General features: G+C 60.7%; 17 protein-coding genes, 4 tRNA genes and 1 pseudogene. 11 read left to right on the top strand and 11 right to left on the bottom strand.

The features are described from left to right. Nucleotides 1–25: 25 nt before the first annotated feature. Nucleotides 26–1,126 (top strand): glycine oxidase ThiO, encoded by a 1,101-nt coding sequence (gene thiO / locus BXA01_RS11495; RefSeq protein WP_076564155.1) that lies wholly within the window; start codon nucleotides 26–28, stop codon nucleotides 1,124–1,126. A gap of 92 nt (nucleotides 1,127–1,218) precedes the next feature. Here the strand turns inward: thiO and BXA01_RS11490 are convergent, their stop codons facing one another. The 4 genes from BXA01_RS11490 to BXA01_RS11475 all read right to left on the bottom strand — a co-directional run bounded on the left by BXA01_RS11490 (nucleotide 1,219) and on the right by BXA01_RS11475 (nucleotide 5,516). Beyond that, complete coding sequence (locus tag BXA01_RS11490; RefSeq protein ID WP_076564154.1) at nucleotides 1,219–2,565, bottom strand: sigma-54-dependent transcriptional regulator; 1,347 nt, start codon at nucleotides 2,563–2,565, stop codon at nucleotides 1,219–1,221. After that, entirely contained in the window at nucleotides 2,562–4,151 is a 1,590-nt protein-coding gene (locus BXA01_RS11485) for a sensor histidine kinase (RefSeq protein ID WP_076564153.1), read from the bottom strand. Before BXA01_RS11485 ends, BXA01_RS11490 begins: the two co-directional genes overlap by 4 nt. Then, nucleotides 4,141–4,374, bottom strand: coding sequence for a PP0621 family protein (locus BXA01_RS11480; RefSeq protein ID WP_016773138.1), 234 nt, complete (start codon nucleotides 4,372–4,374; stop codon nucleotides 4,141–4,143). Before BXA01_RS11480 ends, BXA01_RS11485 begins: the two co-directional genes overlap by 11 nt. Nucleotides 4,375–4,499: 125 nt before the next feature. Continuing rightward, on the bottom strand, nucleotides 4,500–5,516 hold the full coding sequence (locus tag BXA01_RS11475; RefSeq protein WP_056790462.1) for an outer membrane protein assembly factor BamD: 1,017 nt from the start codon (nucleotides 5,514–5,516) through the stop codon (nucleotides 4,500–4,502). 151 nt (nucleotides 5,517–5,667) lie between these two features. On the opposite strand from BXA01_RS11475, the pseudogene rluD reads away from it, so the two are divergent. From rluD to BXA01_RS11435, 8 genes and pseudogenes are all read left to right on the top strand, one after another. Further along, nucleotides 5,668–6,630, top strand: a pseudogene (gene rluD / locus BXA01_RS11470) (23S rRNA pseudouridine(1911/1915/1917) synthase RluD). Further along, nucleotides 6,627–7,349 (top strand): peptidoglycan editing factor PgeF, encoded by a 723-nt coding sequence (gene pgeF / locus BXA01_RS11465; RefSeq protein ID WP_076564152.1) that lies wholly within the window; start codon nucleotides 6,627–6,629, stop codon nucleotides 7,347–7,349. The pseudogene rluD and the gene pgeF overlap by 4 nt, the downstream one beginning before the upstream one ends. A gap of 130 nt (nucleotides 7,350–7,479) precedes the next feature. Further along, entirely contained in the window at nucleotides 7,480–10,044 is a 2,565-nt protein-coding gene (gene clpB, locus BXA01_RS11460; protein WP_056790458.1) for an ATP-dependent chaperone ClpB, read from the top strand. Nucleotides 10,045–10,341: 297 nt separating this feature from the next. Continuing rightward, nucleotides 10,342–10,417, top strand: a tRNA-Asn gene (locus BXA01_RS11455). 9 nt (nucleotides 10,418–10,426) lie between these two features. After that, a tRNA-Pro gene (locus BXA01_RS11450) sits at nucleotides 10,427–10,503 on the top strand. Nucleotides 10,504–10,508: 5 nt separating this feature from the next. Then, nucleotides 10,509–10,584: transfer RNA gene (locus BXA01_RS11445), tRNA-Lys, on the top strand. Between the two features lie 97 nt (nucleotides 10,585–10,681). Continuing rightward, nucleotides 10,682–10,758, top strand: a tRNA-Pro gene (locus BXA01_RS11440). A 161-nt stretch (nucleotides 10,759–10,919) separates the two neighbouring features. Continuing rightward, a complete protein-coding gene (locus BXA01_RS11435; protein WP_071173634.1) occupies nucleotides 10,920–12,545 on the top strand; it encodes a methyl-accepting chemotaxis protein in 1,626 nt (541 codons plus the stop codon). Between the two features lie 154 nt (nucleotides 12,546–12,699). Here BXA01_RS11435 and BXA01_RS11430 read toward each other — a convergent pair whose 3' ends face one another. The 4 genes from BXA01_RS11430 to BXA01_RS11415 form a co-directional block, all read right to left on the bottom strand. Next, nucleotides 12,700–13,998 (bottom strand): NAD(P)/FAD-dependent oxidoreductase, encoded by a 1,299-nt coding sequence (locus tag BXA01_RS11430; RefSeq protein WP_076564151.1) that lies wholly within the window; start codon nucleotides 13,996–13,998, stop codon nucleotides 12,700–12,702. Between the two features lie 63 nt (nucleotides 13,999–14,061). Next, on the bottom strand, nucleotides 14,062–14,235 hold the full coding sequence (locus tag BXA01_RS11425) for a DUF3094 domain-containing protein (RefSeq protein WP_007909875.1): 174 nt from the start codon (nucleotides 14,233–14,235) through the stop codon (nucleotides 14,062–14,064). Nucleotides 14,236–14,286: 51 nt separating this feature from the next. Then, entirely contained in the window at nucleotides 14,287–14,814 is a 528-nt protein-coding gene (locus BXA01_RS11420) for an MOSC domain-containing protein (protein WP_016773146.1), read from the bottom strand. After that, on the bottom strand, nucleotides 14,811–15,437 hold the full coding sequence (locus BXA01_RS11415; RefSeq protein ID WP_007909887.1) for a DUF1780 domain-containing protein: 627 nt from the start codon (nucleotides 15,435–15,437) through the stop codon (nucleotides 14,811–14,813). The genes BXA01_RS11420 and BXA01_RS11415 overlap by 4 nt, the downstream gene beginning before the upstream one ends. 117 nt (nucleotides 15,438–15,554) lie before the next feature. Between BXA01_RS11415 and BXA01_RS11410 the strand changes: the two genes are divergently transcribed. Further along, a complete protein-coding gene (locus tag BXA01_RS11410; protein WP_076564150.1) occupies nucleotides 15,555–16,244 on the top strand; it encodes an energy-coupling factor ABC transporter permease in 690 nt (229 codons plus the stop codon). Between the two features lie 65 nt (nucleotides 16,245–16,309). Then, the gene (locus BXA01_RS11405) at nucleotides 16,310–16,525 is read left to right on the top strand and encodes a hypothetical protein (RefSeq protein WP_041477815.1); all 216 of its coding nucleotides are present in this window, start codon (nucleotides 16,310–16,312) and stop codon (nucleotides 16,523–16,525) included. A 7-nt stretch (nucleotides 16,526–16,532) separates the two neighbouring features. On the opposite strand, the gene yacG is transcribed toward BXA01_RS11405, so the two are convergent. The 3 genes from yacG to BXA01_RS11390 are packed head-to-tail and all read right to left on the bottom strand — an operon-like array spanning nucleotide 16,533 to nucleotide 18,222. After that, nucleotides 16,533–16,733, bottom strand: coding sequence for a DNA gyrase inhibitor YacG (gene yacG, locus BXA01_RS11400; RefSeq protein WP_016773149.1), 201 nt, complete (start codon nucleotides 16,731–16,733; stop codon nucleotides 16,533–16,535). Continuing rightward, nucleotides 16,730–17,353: a dephospho-CoA kinase gene (gene coaE, locus BXA01_RS11395; RefSeq protein WP_076564149.1), complete on the bottom strand. Its 624-nt coding sequence runs from the start codon at nucleotides 17,351–17,353 to the stop codon at nucleotides 16,730–16,732. The genes yacG and coaE overlap by 4 nt, the downstream gene beginning before the upstream one ends. After that, nucleotides 17,350–18,222 (bottom strand): prepilin peptidase, encoded by an 873-nt coding sequence (locus BXA01_RS11390; protein WP_076564148.1) that lies wholly within the window; start codon nucleotides 18,220–18,222, stop codon nucleotides 17,350–17,352. Before BXA01_RS11390 ends, coaE begins: the two co-directional genes overlap by 4 nt.

Raw genomic sequence — 18,222 nt, 5'->3', positions numbered from 1 at the left:
TGTCTTTTTTACGGTTGGATCAAACATGACCAGGCAACAGCAAGTGGTGATTGTCGGCGGCGGGGTGATTGGCCTGCTCACTGCCTACAATCTCGCCTCCGAAGTGCGCAGCGTGGTGCTGCTGGATCGCTCGAATGTCGGCCAGGAATCGTCCTGGGCTGGCGGCGGCATCGTCTCGCCGTTATACCCGTGGCGCTACAGTCCGGCAGTCACCGCGCTGGCGCATTGGTCGCAGGATTTTTATCCACAGCTCGGCGAACGCTTGTTTGCCGACACTGGGGTTGATCCTGAAGTCCACACCACCGGCCTGTACTGGCTGGACCTGGACGATGAAGCCGCAGCCCTGGCCTGGGCCGAGCGGGAAAATCGACCGCTGCGGGCTGTGGATATCTCGGCGGCGCATGACGCAGTGCCGGTGCTCGGCAGCGGTTTCAGCCGGGCGATCTACATGGCCTATGTCGCCAACGTGCGCAATCCACAGCTGGTCAAATCGCTGAAAGCCGCGCTGCTGGCGCTGCCGAATGTGACGATTCATGAGCAATGCGAAGTAAGTGGCTTCGTCCGCGAGGGCGAGCGCGTGGTCGGCGTGCAGACTCCGACGGGCGTGATCAACGGCGATCAGATTGTGCTGACAGCGGGGGCGTGGAGCGGTGATCTGCTCAAGACGCTGAGCCTGACGTTGCCGGTCGAGCCGGTCAAAGGCCAGATGATTCTCTATAAGTGCGCGGCTGATTTCCTGCCGAGCATGGTGCTGGCCAAGGGGCGATATGCGATCCCGCGTCGCGACGGTCACATTCTGATCGGCAGCACGCTGGAGCACGAAGGTTACGACAAGACCCCGACCGATGTAGCGCTGCAAAGCCTCAAGGCCTCGGCGATCGAATTGTTGCCGGCGCTGGCGGATGCCGAAGTGGTCGGGCACTGGGCGGGGCTGCGGCCGGGGTCGCCGGAAGGCATTCCGTTTATTGGCCGGGTGCCCGGGTTCGATGGGTTGTGGCTGAACTGCGGGCATTACCGCAACGGGCTGGTGCTGGCGCCGGCGTCGTGTCAGTTGTTTGCTGACGTGATGCTGGGGCGGGCGCCGATTATTGATCCGGCGCCGTATGCGCCTGAGGGCCGTATTTAGTCAGAGGCTGGTAGACCGCCTTCGCGAGCAGGCTCGCTCCCACAGGAATACTCATTCCAAATGTGGGAGCGAGCCTGCTCGCGAAGGGGCCTTTAATCCAGGCCCAACTTCTTCAGCCGATAGCGCATCGACCGAAACGACAGACTCAACCGCTGCGCCGCCGCCGTGCGGTTCCAGCGGGTTTCCTCCAGCGCCTGCAAAATCAGTTTGCGCTCGACGCTCTCCAGATAATCCTCGAGATTGTCGATCTGCGTCAGATCGGCCATCGCCCCGTCCGCCGTGCAATTGCCTTCGCTCAAGCGCAGATCCTGCGCCTCGATCGTACGGTTTTCACACAGGGTGTGCGCGCGTTCGAGGACGTTCTCCAGTTCGCGCACATTGCCGGGAAAGCGATAGTTCTTCAGCGCCTCCAGCGCTTGCGGGTGCAGGCGCGCTTCGGGTTGTCCGGTGTCTTTGGCCAGGCGCTTGAGCACGTGCATGGCAAGCGCCTCGATGTCGTCGCGGCGTTCGCGCAGGGACGGCACGCGCAGTTCGATGACGTTGAGCCGGTAATACAGATCCTGGCGGAAGCGTTCGGCCGAAACTTCGGCTTCAAGGTCTTTGTGCGTGGCGCAAAGGATGCGCACGTCCACCACCGTTTCCTGCTGGCCGCCGACGCTGCGCACGGCTTTTTCCTGAATCGCTCGCAGCAGTTTTACCTGCATCGACAGCGGCAGGTCGGCGACTTCATCGAGAAACAGAGTGCCGCCATGGGCCGCTTGAAACAGCCCGGGCTTGTCCTCGACGGCACCGGTGAAGCTGCCTTTGCGGTGACCGAAGAACTCGCTTTCCATCAGCTCTGACGGAATCGCCCCGCAGTTCACCGGCACAAACGGCTGGCTGGCGCGCGGACCTTGTTCGTGGATCAGACGGGCGACCAGTTCTTTACCGCTGCCGGATTCACCGCTGATGTACACCGGCGCCTGACTGCGTGCGAGCTTGTCGATCTGCCTGCGCAGATTGGCCATCGGCGGCGAGTCGCCCAGCAAGCGTCGCTCGATTGCCGTGCTCAAGCCGCCCGCTGTCGGCAGGCGCAGCGCCGAGCTGACCAATTCGCGCAAGCGCGGCAGTTCCACCGGTTTGGTGAGGAAGTCGAACGCCCCGGCCTTCAGCGCATTGATCGCAGTTTCCAGGCTTCCGTACGCCGTGATCATCGCCACCGGCAGGTGTGGAGCGCGTTGCTGAATGTGTTGCACCAGCTCCAGCCCGGTGCCGTCGGGCAGGCGCATGTCGGTCAGGCACAGGTCAAAGTGCTCACGCTGCAACAGCGCCTGAGCTTCGCCCAGATTGCGTGCGCTGAAGGTCTCGAGTTTCATCCGTCCCAGGGTGATTTCCAGGAGCTCGCGGATATCCGGTTCGTCGTCGACGATTAGAATTTTTTGCCGTGGGCTTGTATTCAACTTTGTTTCCGTCCGTGAGCAAAAGTGATGCAAAAGCAGCCGCCGCCTTGGCGTGATTTGAAGTCTAGGCGTGCCTGGTTGCTTTCGCACAGCTCACGGGACAGATAAAGGCCAAGACCGGTGCCCTGGCTGCTCGTAGTGAAGAACGGCTCAAACAGATGCGCCTGTTCATCGGCCGACACGCCGGGGCCGTTGTCCTGCACTTCGAGCACTGCCAATTGGCTGTCGGGGTCGACGAACAGTGCCAGCCATACTTCGGCCTGCTCGTGCAGTTGGGCACTGTGACGCCAGGCGTTGCGGATCAGATTGTCGAGAATCTGCCGCAGCTGGTTGGGGTCCATCAGCGTGGTGAAATCGCCGGAATTGATTCGCAGATGAATGTGCTGGCGCTCGTTGGCCTGCTCGCGGGTTTCGCCGACGAAGTCTTCCAGCCACGGCTTGAGGTCCAGCCGTTGCGGCGCGCTTTGTTGGCGGCGGGACAGTTGCAGGACGTTTTCGATGACTCGGTTCATGCGCTGGGAGTGGTCTTGAATAATCTGCGTCAGACGTCGATCTGCGCTATCGAGTTCCTCGGACTCGGCCAACAGCTGCGCGGCATGACTGATCGCGCCCAGTGGATTGCGAATTTCATGGGAGATGCCGGCGGTCAAACGCCCGAGCGCAGCGAGCTTGAGTTGCTGGGCTTGTTGGGTGATTTGCGCCAGGTCTTCGAGAAACACCAGCGTCTGCTGGTTCGGACTCTGCTCGAGAGCGATGAAGCTGGGTTGCAGCTCAAGGCCATTGCCGGGGATTTTCAGGCTCTGCGGGCGCAAGGTCGGGTTGTTGCGCCACAGTTGCAGACGCTCGACGAGTGCTGGTGAATATTCGTCGATCAAATGACCTTGCAGGTGACTATGGCCGAGCAGATTCTGCGCACTGTGATTGGCCAGTTGCACCCGGCGTTGCTCGTCGAGCACCAGAATGCCGGTGCGCATGCGTTGCAGGATCAACGCATTCAACGCCTCCAGGCTGACCACCTCGCTTGCGCGCTGTTCGGCCAGGGTCTCGCTGACTTCGAGGCGACGAATCAACCCTTGCACCAGCAGCGAGGCGGCAAAGCACAGCGCGCCGAGGGTGCCGGCTTGCAAGTAGGCGTTGGCGCTCAAGGGGCGGCTGAGACCCAGCAGAAAGCTCAGGCCGACAATGCCGATCGCCGCGATGGCGGCAATCAGCAGGCCGATGCGTCGGCGCAGCATGGTGTTGCTGATTGCCACCGAGACCACCAGCAGATTGCCCAGCGCACTGGCCACGCCGCCGGCCGCGTAGAACAGGCCGCACAACAGCAGCACGTCGACGAGGGCCAGGGTGAACAACTGCGCCGGGCGCCGGGTGTTTTCGAGGAACACCACCAGCAGCATATTGATGATCAGGTACAGCCAGCTGCCGCCGCGCAGCAGATCGTCGTTGGCCGACGTCAGCAGGCGGTTGTCCATGTTGCTGGAGATCAGCAACACCAGAGTGATGCCGACACTTAAACGGTACAGGTGATAAAGGCGCAGCAGACGCTGCGCCTGTTTCTGGTCGGCGTTGACCGCCTCAGCGACCACTGGCGCCCGGGCCTTGCTCGAGATGAGCCTGGCTGCAATACCACAGTTGCTGGTTGCCCAGCGCGCGGTCGCGCGGCAGGTGCACGCCGCAGTGGGCGCAACGCACCATCGGCGGCGCGTCCTGTTCGCGCGGCGATCGGGTGGACGAGGCGGGGGCCTTGAATTTGCGCCAGAGCCAGATGGCGGCGAAGATCAGGGCAATCCAGAACAATAAACGAAGCATGATGAGCGGCTTTTCGACTGATGATCCGGCAGTTTAGCCAAGGACCCGATCAGCGCACAGCCTATTAAAGCGCGGCAATAAAAAAGGGAGATCCGCAGATCTCCCTTTTCGTACAGCCGGTGTGATCAGTCGAACACGCCGAAGGTCATGTAGCTGAACCACGAGCGGTCGGTGTCGCTGGATTCCGGCTCTGGCTCTTCGATCACGTCGCCGTTTTCGTCTTTAGGCTTGAGCTCGTTCGGGATCGCATCTTTCGCGTCCTGGAACTGCTTCTGCACGTCCTGGTTGGCGCGGGTTTCGCCCGGCGGCAGCGGTGGACGCGATTCGATCAGGCCCAGAGTCGCCTTGCTCAGGAACGAACGGTTGTCAGCTTCGGCTACGCGTGGCACGAACTGGCCATCTTCCAGGCTCGGGTGATCCGGGTAGTTGAGCTTCAGGGTTTCCAGGCTGGTGGCTGCCAGATCGTCGAGGTGCAGACGCTGGTAGGCTTCGGTCATCACCGCCAGGCCGTCGCCGACCGATGGGGTTTCCTGGAAGTTTTCCACGACGTACTTGCCACGGTTGGCAGCCGCTACATAAGCCTGACGGGTCAGGTAGTAGTCGGCGACGTGGATTTCGTAGGCGGCCAGCAGGTTGCGCAGATAGATCATGCGCTGCTTGGCGTCCGGCGCGTAGCGGCTGTTCGGGTAGCGGCTGGTCAGCTGCGCGAACTCGTTGTACGAGTCGCGGGCGGCGCCCGGGTCACGCTTGGTCATGTCCAGCGGCAGGAAGCGCGCCAGCAGGCCGACGTCCTGGTCGAACGAGGTCAGACCCTTGAGGTAGTACGCGTAATCCACGTTCGGATGCTGCGGATGCAAACGAATGAAACGCTCGGCGGCAGACTTTGCAGCTTCCGGCTCGGCGTTCTTGTAGTTGGCGTAGATCAACTCCAGCTGAGCCTGATCGGCGTAGCGACCGAACGGATAACGCGACTCCAGAGCCTTCAGCTTGGCTGTGGCGCTGGTGTAGCTGTTGTTGTCCAGGTCAGTCTGAGCCTGCTGATACAGCTCGGCTTCGCTGAGGTTTTCGTCTACGACTTCCTTCGATGAGCAAGCAGCGGTCAATGCGAGGATGGCGATCAGCAGCAGGTGTTTCACTTGCATGGCGGCTTGCGTCCCTATGACGGCCGCTGTCTTGGGCGGGGCCGTCCTGTTATGATGAGCGCCCCGTTGAAAAGCCTCGGGGCAAAAGACGCCGTATTTAACCACAAGCGCGCAGCCGAAACCAAAGGCTGTGCCGACGCCCAGTCCGAGCATGTCCGATAAAATTGAACTTCGCGCAGAGGTGCCGTCCGAATTGGGCGGCCAACGCCTCGATCAAGTCGCCGCCCAACTCTTCGCTGAGCACTCACGCTCGCGCCTTTCCGCCTAGATCAAAGAAGGTCGCCTGACTGTGGACGGGGCGGTGATCCGCCCGCGCGACATTGTGCATGGCGGTGCCGTCCTTGAGCTGACTGCCGAGCAGGAAGCCCAGGGCGAGTGGATCGCCCAGGACATCGAGCTCGACATCGTCTATGAAGACGACGACATCCTAGTGATCAACAAGCCTGCGGGCCTGGTGGTGCACCCGGCTGCCGGTCATGCCGATGGCACCCTGCTCAACGCTTTGTTGCACCATGTGCCGGACATCATCAATGTCCCGCGCGCCGGCATCGTGCATCGTCTGGACAAGGACACCACCGGTCTGATGGTGGTGGCCAAGACCATTCAGGCGCAGACCAAACTGGTTGCGCAATTGCAGAGCCGCAGTGTCAGCCGCATCTATGAGTGCATTGTCATTGGCGTGGTCACCGCCGGTGGCAAGATCAATGCGCCGATCGGTCGTCACGGCCAGCAACGCCAGCGCATGGCAGTGATGGAAGGCGGCAAGCCTGCTGTCAGCCATTACCGCGTGCTCGAGCGTTTCCGTTCGCACACGCATGTGCGGGTGAAACTGGAAACCGGTCGGACCCACCAGATCCGCGTGCACATGGCGCACATCAACTTCCCGTTGGTCGGCGATCCGGCGTACGGCGGGCGTTTCCGCATTCCGCCTGCGGCCAACCCGACCATGGTGGAATCGCTCAAGCACTTCCCGCGTCAGGCGCTGCACGCGCGCTTCCTTGAACTCGATCACCCGACGAGCGGTGAGCGCATGAGCTGGGAATCGCCGCTGCCGGAAGATTTCGTCTGGCTGCTGACCCTGCTCAAGCAGGATCGCGAGGCCTTCGTCGGATGAACTGGCTGACGCCGGACTGGCCTGCGCCGGCCAGCGTCAAGGCCTGTGTCACCACCCGCGAGGGTGGTGTCAGCGAGGCGCCGTTCGACAGCCTGAATCTGGGTGATCACGTCGATGATCGTCCGCAGGACGTTGCCGAGAACCGTCGGCGTCTGACCGAGCACTTTTCTATACAGCCTGCCTGGTTGCAGCAAGTGCACGGGATAGCCGTGGTTCATGCTGATCCGGGCATTGTTGCGACGGCAGATGCCAGCTGGACGGCAACGCCGGGAGTCGCCTGCGCGGCGATGACGGCGGATTGCTTGCCGGCGTTGTTCTGCGATCGTGCGGGCACTCGGGTTGCGGCAGCCCATGCCGGTTGGCGCGGTCTGGCGGCGGGTGTGCTTGAGGCAACTCTCGACAGCCTCGATGTTCCTGCTGACGAGGTACTGGTCTGGCTCGGCCCGGCCATTGGCCCCAAAGCCTTTGAAGTCGGTCCGGAAGTACGGGAAGTCTTCATCAATCAATTGCCTGAAGCGGCGACAGCCTTCTTGCCGAGCCACAATCCCGGCAAGTACATGGCCGACATCTACGAACTGGCGCGCCTGCGTCTGGCTGAACGGGGTGTCACGGCTGTTTATGGTGGCGGTTTCTGCACCGTGACCGATCCGCGTTTCTTTTCTTACCGCCGTGCGTCGCGCACCGGTCGTTTCGCCTCCCTTGTTTGGCTCACCCGCTAAACTCTCTGATCTGCATCAACTCTCCGACGCTTGAATCTCCCAGAATCGACCGCATCTACAGTGGTATCTGGCAGGTTTCTTTATTCAGGATGGTTTCTTAGGTCCGGCCTGCTCAAAAGGAAGGTGACCCATGCGTATTGACCGTTTAACCAGCAAATTACAGTTGGCCCTGTCCGACGCCCAGTCGTTGGCGGTTGGCCACGATCATCCGGCCATCGAGCCGGCGCATTTGATGCAGGCCATGCTTGAACAGCAGGGCGGTTCGATCAAGCCGTTGCTGATGCAAGTAGGCTTCGACGTCAACAGCTTGCGTAAAGAGCTGACCAAAGAGCTCGATCAACTACCGAAAATCCAGAACCCGACCGGCGACGTCAACATGTCGCAGGATCTGGCGCGCCTGCTCAATCAGGCTGACCGTCTCGCTCAGCAGAAGGGCGACCAGTTCATTTCCAGCGAACTGGTGCTGCTCGCCGCGATGGACGAGAACAGCAAGCTCGGCAAGTTGCTGCTCGGCCAAGGCGTGAGCAAGAAAGCCCTGGAAAACGCGATCAACAACCTGCGTGGTGGCGAAGCGGTAAATGACGCCAACCACGAAGAGTCGCGGCAGGCGCTGGACAAGTACACCGTCGACCTGACCAAGCGCGCCGAAGAAGGCAAGCTTGATCCGGTGATCGGCCGTGACGACGAGATCCGCCGCACCATTCAGGTTCTGCAACGCCGTACCAAGAACAACCCGGTGCTGATCGGTGAGCCTGGCGTGGGTAAAACCGCGATCGCCGAGGGGCTGGCGCAGCGCATCATCAACGGCGAAGTGCCGGACGGCCTTAAAGGCAAGCGCCTGCTGTCGCTGGACATGGGTGCGTTGATTGCCGGCGCCAAGTATCGCGGCGAGTTCGAAGAGCGCCTGAAATCGTTGCTCAACGAACTGTCGAAGCAGGAAGGGCAGATCATTCTGTTCATCGACGAACTGCACACCATGGTCGGCGCCGGTAAAGGCGAAGGCTCGATGGACGCTGGCAACATGCTCAAGCCTGCGCTGGCTCGCGGCGAGCTGCACTGCGTCGGCGCGACCACGCTCAATGAGTACCGCCAATATATAGAGAAGGACGCGGCGCTCGAGCGGCGTTTCCAGAAAGTTCTGGTGGACGAGCCGAGCGAAGAAGACACCATCGCGATTCTGCGTGGCCTCAAGGAGCGTTACGAGGTCCACCACAAAGTGGCGATCACCGATGGCGCGATCATCGCTGCGGCCAAGCTTAGCCATCGCTACATCACGGATCGACAGCTGCCGGACAAGGCCATCGACCTGATCGACGAGGCGGCCAGCCGTATCCGCATGGAGATCGACTCCAAACCGGAAGTACTCGATCGTCTGGAGCGGCGCCTGATTCAGCTGAAGGTGGAATCCCAGGCGCTGAAGAAAGAAAGCGACGACGCGGCGAAGAAACGCCTGGAAAAACTCCAGGAAGAAATCGAGCGTCACGAACGTGAGTATTCCGATCTGGAGGAAATCTGGAACTCGGAGAAAGCCGAGGTGCAGGGTTCTGCGCAGATTCAGCAGAAGATCGAACAGTCGCGCCAGGAACTGGAAGCCGCACGCCGCAAAGGCGACCTGAACCGCATGGCCGAGTTGCAGTACGGGGTGATCCCCGACCTGGAGCGCAGCCTGCAAATGGTCGACCAGCACGGCAAGAGCGAAAACCAGTTGCTGCGCAGCAAGGTGACTGAAGAAGAGATTGCCGAAGTCGTGTCGAAGTGGACCGGCATCCCGGTGTCGAAAATGCTCGAAGGCGAGCGCGACAAGCTGATGAAGATGGAGAGCCTGTTGCACAAACGGGTCATCGGTCAGGAAGAAGCGGTCGTGGCTGTGGCCAACGCCGTACGGCGTTCCCGCGCCGGGCTGTCCGACCCGAATCGGCCGAGCGGCTCGTTCATGTTCCTCGGCCCGACCGGTGTCGGTAAAACCGAGCTGTGCAAGGCTTTGGCCGAGTTCCTCTTCGATACTGAAGAGGCGATGGTGCGGATCGACATGTCCGAGTTCATGGAGAAACACTCCGTGGCTCGTCTGATTGGTGCGCCACCGGGCTACGTCGGCTATGAAGAGGGCGGTTACCTCACCGAAGCGGTGCGTCGCAAGCCGTACTCGGTGATCCTCATGGACGAAGTCGAGAAGGCGCACCCGGATGTGTTCAACATCCTCCTGCAAGTGCTTGAGGATGGCCGGCTGACCGACAGTCACGGGCGTACGGTGGACTTCCGCAACACGGTGATCGTGATGACCTCCAACCTCGGGTCGATGCAGATCCAGGAGCTGGTCGGTGATCGTGAGGCGCAGCGTGCTGCTGTGATGGACGCGCTGACGTCGCACTTCCGTCCGGAGTTCATCAACCGGGTCGACGAGGTGGTGATCTTCGAGCCGCTGGCGCGGGATCAGATCGCCGGGATTACCGAGATCCAGTTGGGTCGCCTGCGCAGCCGTCTGGCCGAGCGCGAGCTGAAGCTGGAGCTGAGCCCGGAAGCGATGGACAAGCTGATCGCCGTCGGTTACGACCCGGTGTATGGCGCACGTCCTTTGAAACGGGCGATCCAGCGCTGGATCGAAAACCCGCTGGCGCAGTTGATCCTGTCGGGTCATTTCATGCCGGGCGACACCGCCACCGGCAAGGTCGAGAACGACGAAATCGTTTTCGGCTAAGCCTCAGCGGCAATGAAACCGGGAAGGCCTCGCATTGCGAGGCCTTTTTTTCGCCAGGCTGTTGAACTCAAAGGAAAAGGCTTGTAAAGTGCGCCCCGCAGTCAGTCACCGGCAGCGTTTCAACCCACCGGGTTGGAATCTGAAATAAGTTGCAAATCATTAACTTGAAAGCAATTTAGGGGGTTGACAGAGGTGTTCTAGGTTGTAGAATAGCGCGCCTCAGACACACGAACGCAGCGATGCGAACGGGTGGCGAGATGCAACAAAGCTTCACCGTTGTAAATTGAAATATGTAGTTCCGTGATAGCTCAGTCGGTAGAGCAAATGACTGTTAATCATTGGGTCCCAGGTTCGAGTCCTGGTCACGGAGCCAATTTCAAACCGGGGTATAGCGCAGTCCGGTAGCGCGCCTGCTTTGGGAGCAGGATGTCAGGAGTTCGAATCCCCTTACCCCGACCATATTTGGGTCGTTAGCTCAGTTGGTAGAGCAGTTGGCTTTTAACCAATTGGTCGTAGGTTCGAATCCCACACGACCCACCATTTTTGAAACCAGTTTGCGCTGGGATCGAATCTTAAGATCAGAGGCCAAAAGCGCTGATCGAAGAAGGCGATCTTTGAAAGGTCGCCTTTTTTTTACCGGGGTATAGCGCAGTCCGGTAGCGCGCCTGCTTTGGGAGCAGGATGTCAGGAGTTCGAATCCCCTTACCCCGACCATATTGAAAATCCTCGTATCGAAAGATACGGGGATTTTTTTTGCCTGCTGAAAGGCGAATCCCTTCAAGTCGTCATACAACCTGCCGATAGCCCGCTAACACGAGGGGACTGCCAACGCTTCGCCCCTTGATCTGGCCATTACAAGAATAAGGGCGTTCCTCATGTTGCTTCGTCAGTTGAATATTGCTCCCCGGGCTGCCCTGGGATTTGCCCTGATCGCGGTGTTGGTGGCCTTGCTCGGCGTGTTTGCGCTGGGGCAGATGTCGAGCATTCGCGACAGTGAGGTGGCGGTGGAGAACCGCTGGTTGCCGAGCATCCGTGGCGGCGACGAGATCCGCGAACTGATGCTGCGCATCCGCACCATCTCCCTGCGCATGGCGCTCGATCAGGATCCGGCCAATATCGCCACCTATCGCGGCCAGATGGACACCCGCGACAAGGAACTGAGCGAGAAGATCGCCGCCTACGACAAACTGGTCGACACTGCCGAAGGCCAGCAGCTGTATGACCAGTTCAAGAAAACCTTCGCCGCCTATCGCACCGGCATTGCCCAGTCGTTCACCCTCGCTGAGCAAGGCAAGCGTGACGAGCTGACCAAATTGTTGCTGGTTGACATGAAGACCGTGGTCGACGGCTCCGGCAAGCAACTCAACGATCTCGCCGATCTGTTCGCCCGCCAGGTCGCTGCCGAAAGCGAGAAGTCCGCCGCGCATTATGAAACCTCGCGCACCATCGTAACTCTGTTCATTGCCTTGGCAGCACTGGCCACGGTGGCGCTGGCGATGTTGCTCACACGCAGTATCGTGCGTCCCCTGAGCAGCGCTGTGGATGCCGCTGAAAGTGTCGCCAAGGGCGATCTCACCCGACCGATCGAAACCCATGGCAACGACGAAGTCAGCCGCTTGCTCAAGGCCTTGGCGACGATGCAACAGAACCTGCGCGAAACCCTGCAAGGTATCAGCGGCTCAGCTACGCAACTGGCCACCGCCGCGGATGAACTGAGCGCCGTCACCGTCGACAGCACTCAGGGCCTGCAAGAGCAGAACAACGAAATCGAACAGGCCGCCACTGCGGTTAACGAGATGACCGCTGCGGTGGAGGAGGTCGCGCGCAACGCGGTGTCGACGTCCGATGCCACGCGCCAGTCCAGTCAGTCAGCGCAATTGGGCCAGGAGCGCGTCAGCGAAACTGCCAGTGCGATCAACGCCCTGGCCAGTGATGTACAGAACACCGGCGAACTGGTGCAGTCGCTGGCCAATCAATCGCAAGACATCGGCAAGGTTCTGGACGTGATTCGCGCCATCGCCGAGCAGACCAATCTGCTGGCGCTCAACGCTGCCATCGAGGCAGCACGTGCGGGCGAAAGCGGTCGCGGCTTTGCGGTGGTAGCCGATGAGGTGCGCGCGCTGGCGTATCGCACCCAGCAATCGACGCAGGAAATCGAACAGATGGTGCAAGGCATGCGCAGCGGGTCGAGCCAGGCGCTGGAGTCAATGCAGGCCAGCGCGTCTCGTGCGGCGAGTACGCTGGTTCTCGCAGAGCGGGCAGGTGAGGCGCTGGTGACGATCACGGCGTCGGTGCACGAGATTCACGAGCGCAACCTGGTGATCGCCAGCGCCGCCGAGGAGCAGGCGCAAGTGGCGCGGGAAGTGGATCGCAATCTGGTGAACATTCGCGACCTGTCGGTGCGTTCGGCTGCGGGGGCTGATCAGACCAGCGCATCGAGCCATGAGCTGTCGCAACTGGCCAATGCGCTACAGGGCATGGTGCGACGCTTCCAGCTCTGATGAACAGCGATTCATTACAGGCCGTCCTACTGATTTGAGAACAGCACGAAACAATGTGGGAGCGAGCCTGCTCGCGAAGGGGCCGGATCATTCAACGACAGTGTTGACTGACCCACCGCTTTCGCGAGCAGGCTCGCTCCCACAGATGTTGGCCTTAGTGCAGTTTCAGACGCGGCTCGGTGCCACGACCAATCTTGCTCCCCAGCATCAACATCGCCGTGCGGAACGGACCGTACAGCGCCATCTGGTGCATGCGGTACAGCGACACATAGAACATCCGCGCCAGCCAGCCTTCGAGCATGACGCTGCCGGTCAGGTTACCCATCAAGTTACCCACAGCAGAAAAACGCGACAGCGAAATCAGCGAGCCGTAGTCGGTGTACTTGTACTCCGGCAGGGTCTTGCCTTCGATGCGCAGTTTCAGCGACTTGGCCAGCAACGAGGCTTGTTGATGCGCCGCTTGTGCACGCGGCGGCACGTTGCGATCAGTGCCCGGTTGCGGGCACGCCGCGCAGTCACCGAAGGCAAAGATGTTTTCGTCGCGAGTGGTTTGCAGAGTCGGCAGCACTTGCAGCTGATTGATGCGGTTGGTCTCCAGACCGTCGATGTCCTTGAGGAAACCCGGTGCGCGGATGCCGGCAGCCCAGACCTTCAGGCTGGCCTTGATCTCGTTGCCATCGGCGGTGATCAGGCTGTCGGCAGTCACTTCACTGACTGCTGCGTTGGTCATCACATTGACCCCGAGCTTCTCCAGGGTGTTGTGCACCGGCCCGCTGATGCGCTCCGGCAGGGCGGGCAGCACCCGTGGGCCGGCTTCGATCAAAGTGATGTGCATGTTTTCCGGTTTGATCCGGTCCAGACCATAAGCGGCCAATTCATGGGCGGCGTTGTGCAGTTCTGCCGCCAACTCAACGCCTGTAGCGCCAGCGCCGACGATCGCTACGCTGATCTGCTCGACCACGTCGGTCTGACCGGCGTGGGCGCGCAGATAATGGTTGAGCAATTGCTGATGGAAGCGCTCGGCCTGTTTGCGCGTATCAAGAAATAGGCAATGCTGAGCCGCGCCCTGGGTGCCGAAATCGTTGGTGGTGCTACCGACGCTGATCACCAGCGAGTCATAAGCCACTTCACGCGCCGGCACCAGCTCGACGCCGTTTTCGTCATAGGTCGCGGCCAGCTGGATTTTCTTCTGCGCGCGATCAAGCCCGCTCATGCGCCCGAGCTGGAACTCGAAGTGGTTCCATTTTGCCTGGGCGACATAATTGAGTTCGTCTTCGGAGGAGTTCAGGGAACCGGCGGCCACTTCGTGCAGCAGCGGTTTCCAGATGTGGGTCAGGTTCGCGTCGACCAGCATCACGCTGGCCGTGCCGCGCTTGCCCAGAGTCTTACCCAGACGGGTAGCCAACTCCAGACCGCCGGCGCCGCCGCCGACAATGACAATACGATGGGACATAGGGATAACTCGCAAGGTTTTTAAAGGAAATCGGTGCGGTTACCCGAGGGAGCGCAAGGCAGCTCATAACGTCAGGTAACTGATAAATCGGCTCAACAGGCCCAGACCAATGGTCACTGCCAGCACCAGCACCAGGAGCATCCAAGGCCGGAAAGGCCGGCGCTCGACACGGTGTTGGGACAGTTGCAGGTACTCTTCGACATGCTTTTGGTCTTCGGGGTTCAGGCGGCTGGTCATATTTGCCTCGTCAGGTAGACGTTACTGAATGAGCACAGGCTACAGCGGTTTTCAGCCCGGATTGAATGCAGCGTAGCCGCTGTCCGGAACCGGTTCGACGCACACGCTATCGTCGAGGCGAATGATGCCGCTTTGTAACACCCGGGCAGTGATCCCGCCATGCCCGCGCACGGCTTGAAACGTGCCCGGGCCGAGGTTGTTCTGCAAGCGTGCGCAGGGCTGACACCAGCCAGTGGTTTCGAGTATCGCCTGCCCGATGCGAAAGCGCCGCCCCTTCAGGCTAAACAAATTGATTCCGCTTATAACGAGATTGCGCCGCAGATCCTCAGGCCGGACTGGCTGGTCAGCGGGACGGCCCATCAATGCGTTGATTACCGCCAGATGCTCCCACTGGATCAGCGTCACCTGTCGCGCATTGCGAACGCCCGGGCGGGCGTGGTCGCCGGTGAGCCCGGCTTCCAGCCGCGCCTCGACCGCGTCCAGCTCAAGCATCGGCCCACGGGATTCTGGACGCACACCGATCCAGCGCACACGACCGGTTTGCGGAACCTCGGCGATCAACTGCTGCAGCGGCGTCACAGGCTTATGCCCACGTCGAACACAATGCTGCGGCCGAGGTTGCTGCGCAGAAAGTCCGGTGCGTCGGGGTGGGCGAACAGCACACGGGCGAATGTCGGGCCGACCAGCGACAGCGAGCGCCAGCCCTGACGCAGATATTCGGTCGGTGGCGGGAAATGACTGTTGAGGTCGAGCACTTCGCGCTTGAGGCTGGCGAAGGCGATGATGTCCAGTTCACCCAGATCCATGCCGCGTTCCTTGTAGTTGTGCGCCTTCTTGCGCAGGGTTGGCGCCAGACGCAGGAGAAATTCATTGGCCGGGATGCGTTTGGGCTTGGCTTCGCGGCGCACCAGTTGGCTCAGGGAAAACGCGCTGCGCCGACGCTGCAATTCGTCGCGCCATTCATCATTGAGACGGCGGCCTTCATCGAGGACGAAAAAAACTTCGAAATTGGCATCGCGGAACAACACGTCCGGCGGCTCACCGGCCGGGGCGAATTCGTCGGCGCGGTAGGGGATGTTCAGACCTTGCAGCAGGCGCTGGCAGACCCAACGCTCACGCTCCCATTTGCGGGCATTGGACAGGAACGCATTGGCCTGCTCGGCCGCGATGGTCAGCAGGCGTAAATAATCTGAATCATCCATAAGCCCAAGCTTAGCGTCCAAATGCGACAAGCAGATAGCTTTGCATCGGCTGGTGCACATACATCGGCGGTGTAGACTGCGACAAAGCGGTAAGCCCATGGAGAAGGTGAGGGAATCATGATCGGTGCCGAACTGCTGTCCTCGGCAAGCCTGACGCTCGGCTGGCTGATTTATCTGTCGGTGCTACTCTGGGCGATCATGCGTGCGCCATGGGTCGAGCTGTTCAGCGACAGTCGCCGGCAGCACTTGCTGTTCGGCACGGTGTTCGCGCTGTTTCTGCTGTGGCTGGTGCGCAGGGATTTCGACACTGGCGTGTCTTATCACTTCATCGGCATGACGGCCGTGACGCTGCTGCTCGATTGGCCGCTGGCGATCGTCGGCGGGCTGGTTGCGCAGATTGGCCTGGTGCTTTTGGGCCGTCAGGACCTGGCTGCGGTCGGCGTCAATGGCGCGTTGCTGATTCTGCTGCCAGTGCTGATCACCGAATGCGTGGCAATCCTCGTGGAGCGTGCGCAGCCACGAAATCCATTCGTTTACATCTTCTGTTCCGGTTTCTTCGCCGCTGCGTTGTCCGGCCTGTTGTGCCTGATCCTCAGCCTGACGCTGCTGTGGTACGACGGCCTCTTCGCCATGCCGGAATGGCTGGAAGATTTCGTCGGCTACCTGTGGTTGCTGCTGTTTCCCGAGGCCTTTATCAACGGCATGGTCGTCAGTGCATTGGTGGTGTTCTGCCCGGAATGGCTGGAGACCTTCAACCGCACCCGTTACCTTTCGGCGCCGTGGAAGGACGACGATCCGAAGTCTTGATCCACATCAAACCGGCCAGGCCGCAGAGATTTCATGCTCGCGCAAATTCCTTCAGGAGCAGTGGCATGGGCGTTTACGAATGGGCGCGGCAGGAAATCCGGCAGAGTCTGGAGCTGGCGCAGGAAGTGGGCTTTGATCCGGGCCTGAGTTTGCGCGCCCTGCTCAGCGCCGTGGTGCAGCAGAGCAAGGCAGTGCGCAATGCCGAAGACCTGGCCGACGAGTTGCGCTTTCTTGCGGAGAACCTCGACGACAGTCAGGACTACGGCTTTATGCGGCCCTGATCAGCGATCAGTGACGCGGATCGAAATCGCCGGAAAACAGCTCGTCCTCGGCATCCGGGGCGACCGGAATCTTGTGTTCTTCCGAGGCCCAGGCGCCGAGGTCGATCAGTTTGCAGCGATCGGAGCAAAACGGACGGAATTTGTTCGCCGGGGTGAATTCGACGGGGGCGCCGCAGGTCGGGCATTCAACGGTTGGAATCTGGCTCATGCTTGGCCTCCGGATAAAGTCAGATAAAAGTGATGCAGACGCTCGACCTCGCTGTGCAGCCAGGCGAGGTCGCGGTCGTTGACGATCACGTCGTCGGCACGGCTCACGCGGTCTTCACGGCTCGATTGCGCCTTGAGGATCGCCTGCACCTGCGCTTCGCTGGTCTGGTCACGCTGCAAGGTGCGTTCGATCTGCAGTTGTTGCGGCGCATCGATGACCAGAATGCGCTGAGTCATCGCGTATTGCCCGGACTCGATCAGCAACGGTGACACCAGAATCGCGTAAGGCGATTTTGCCTGCGCCAGATGATGAGCGATTTCTTCGCCGATCAACGGATGCAGCAGCGCTTCGAGCCAACGTCGCTGTTCGGGGTCTTCAAAAATCAGTTTGCGCAGGGCGGCACGGTCCAGTGTGCCGTCGGCCTGCAACACGCCGGAACCGAAATGCTCGGCGATTTTCGCCAGCGCTGGACGCCCCGGCTCGACTACCCAGCGCGCCGCATGATCAGCGTCCACCACGTGCACGCCGAGGTCGATGAAGTGCTGCGCCGCCGCACTTTTGCCGCTGCCGATGCCGCCGGTCAGGCCGAGAATCCAGGGTTTTTCCACAGGGGTATTCATTTCAAACCGACAGACTGCCAATAGAAGTCGGTTATTTGACCACCCCAGAGCAAGGCAATCCAGCCGGCAATTGCCAGAAAGGGTCCGAAGGGGATCGGCGTCGAGGTTTCCTGGGCGCGCAGACGCAGCATGACAACGCCCAATATCGCCCCCACCAGGGAAGATAGAAGAATCGTCAGCGGCAGAATCTGCCAGCCACCCCATGCGCCGAGCAAGGCCAACAGCTTGAAATCGCCATGGCCGATACCGTCCTTGCCGGTGAGCAGTTTGAACAGCCAGAACACCGACCACAGCGCCAGATAACCCGCGACCGCGCCCCACAACGCATCGGGCAACGCCACGAACACGCCGAAGCTGTTGACGATCAGCCCCAGCCACAGCAGCGGCAGCACCAGCACATCGGGCAGCAGTTGATGTTCGCAGTCGATCAGACTCATCGCCAGCAAGCCCCATGTCAGCAAGATCAGCAGACCTGCCGGCCAACCGAAGCCGAAATGCCAGGCAATGAATGCCGAGAGGACGCCGCAGGCCAGTTCGGTCAGCGGGTAACGTTTGCTGATCGGCGCCGAGCAGCCTGAGCAGCGCCCGCGCAGCAGCAGATAACTGAGCAGCGGAATGTTTTCCCAAGGGCGGATCCGGTGTCCGCAATGCGGGCACGCGGAGTGCGGCAGCATCAGGTTGTAGGTCGGCACAGGCGTTTCAGTGGGCAGGCCGAGCACATCATGGGCTTGCTGGCGCCAGTCACGCTCAAGCATTTTCGGCAAGCGCCAGACCACAACATTGAGGAAGCTGCCGACCACCAGCCCGAGCAGCAGCGCGCTGACCACAAAGGCCAGCGGATACACGGCAAACAGTTCGTCGATAGGCAT

Source organism: Pseudomonas sp. B10 (genome assembly GCF_900156235.1).
Classification (GTDB): Bacteria; Pseudomonadota; Gammaproteobacteria; order Pseudomonadales; family Pseudomonadaceae; genus Aquipseudomonas; species Aquipseudomonas siliginis.
Note: the sequence above shows the minus strand (reverse complement) of the source record. Positions and strands in the feature narration are given on the sequence as shown.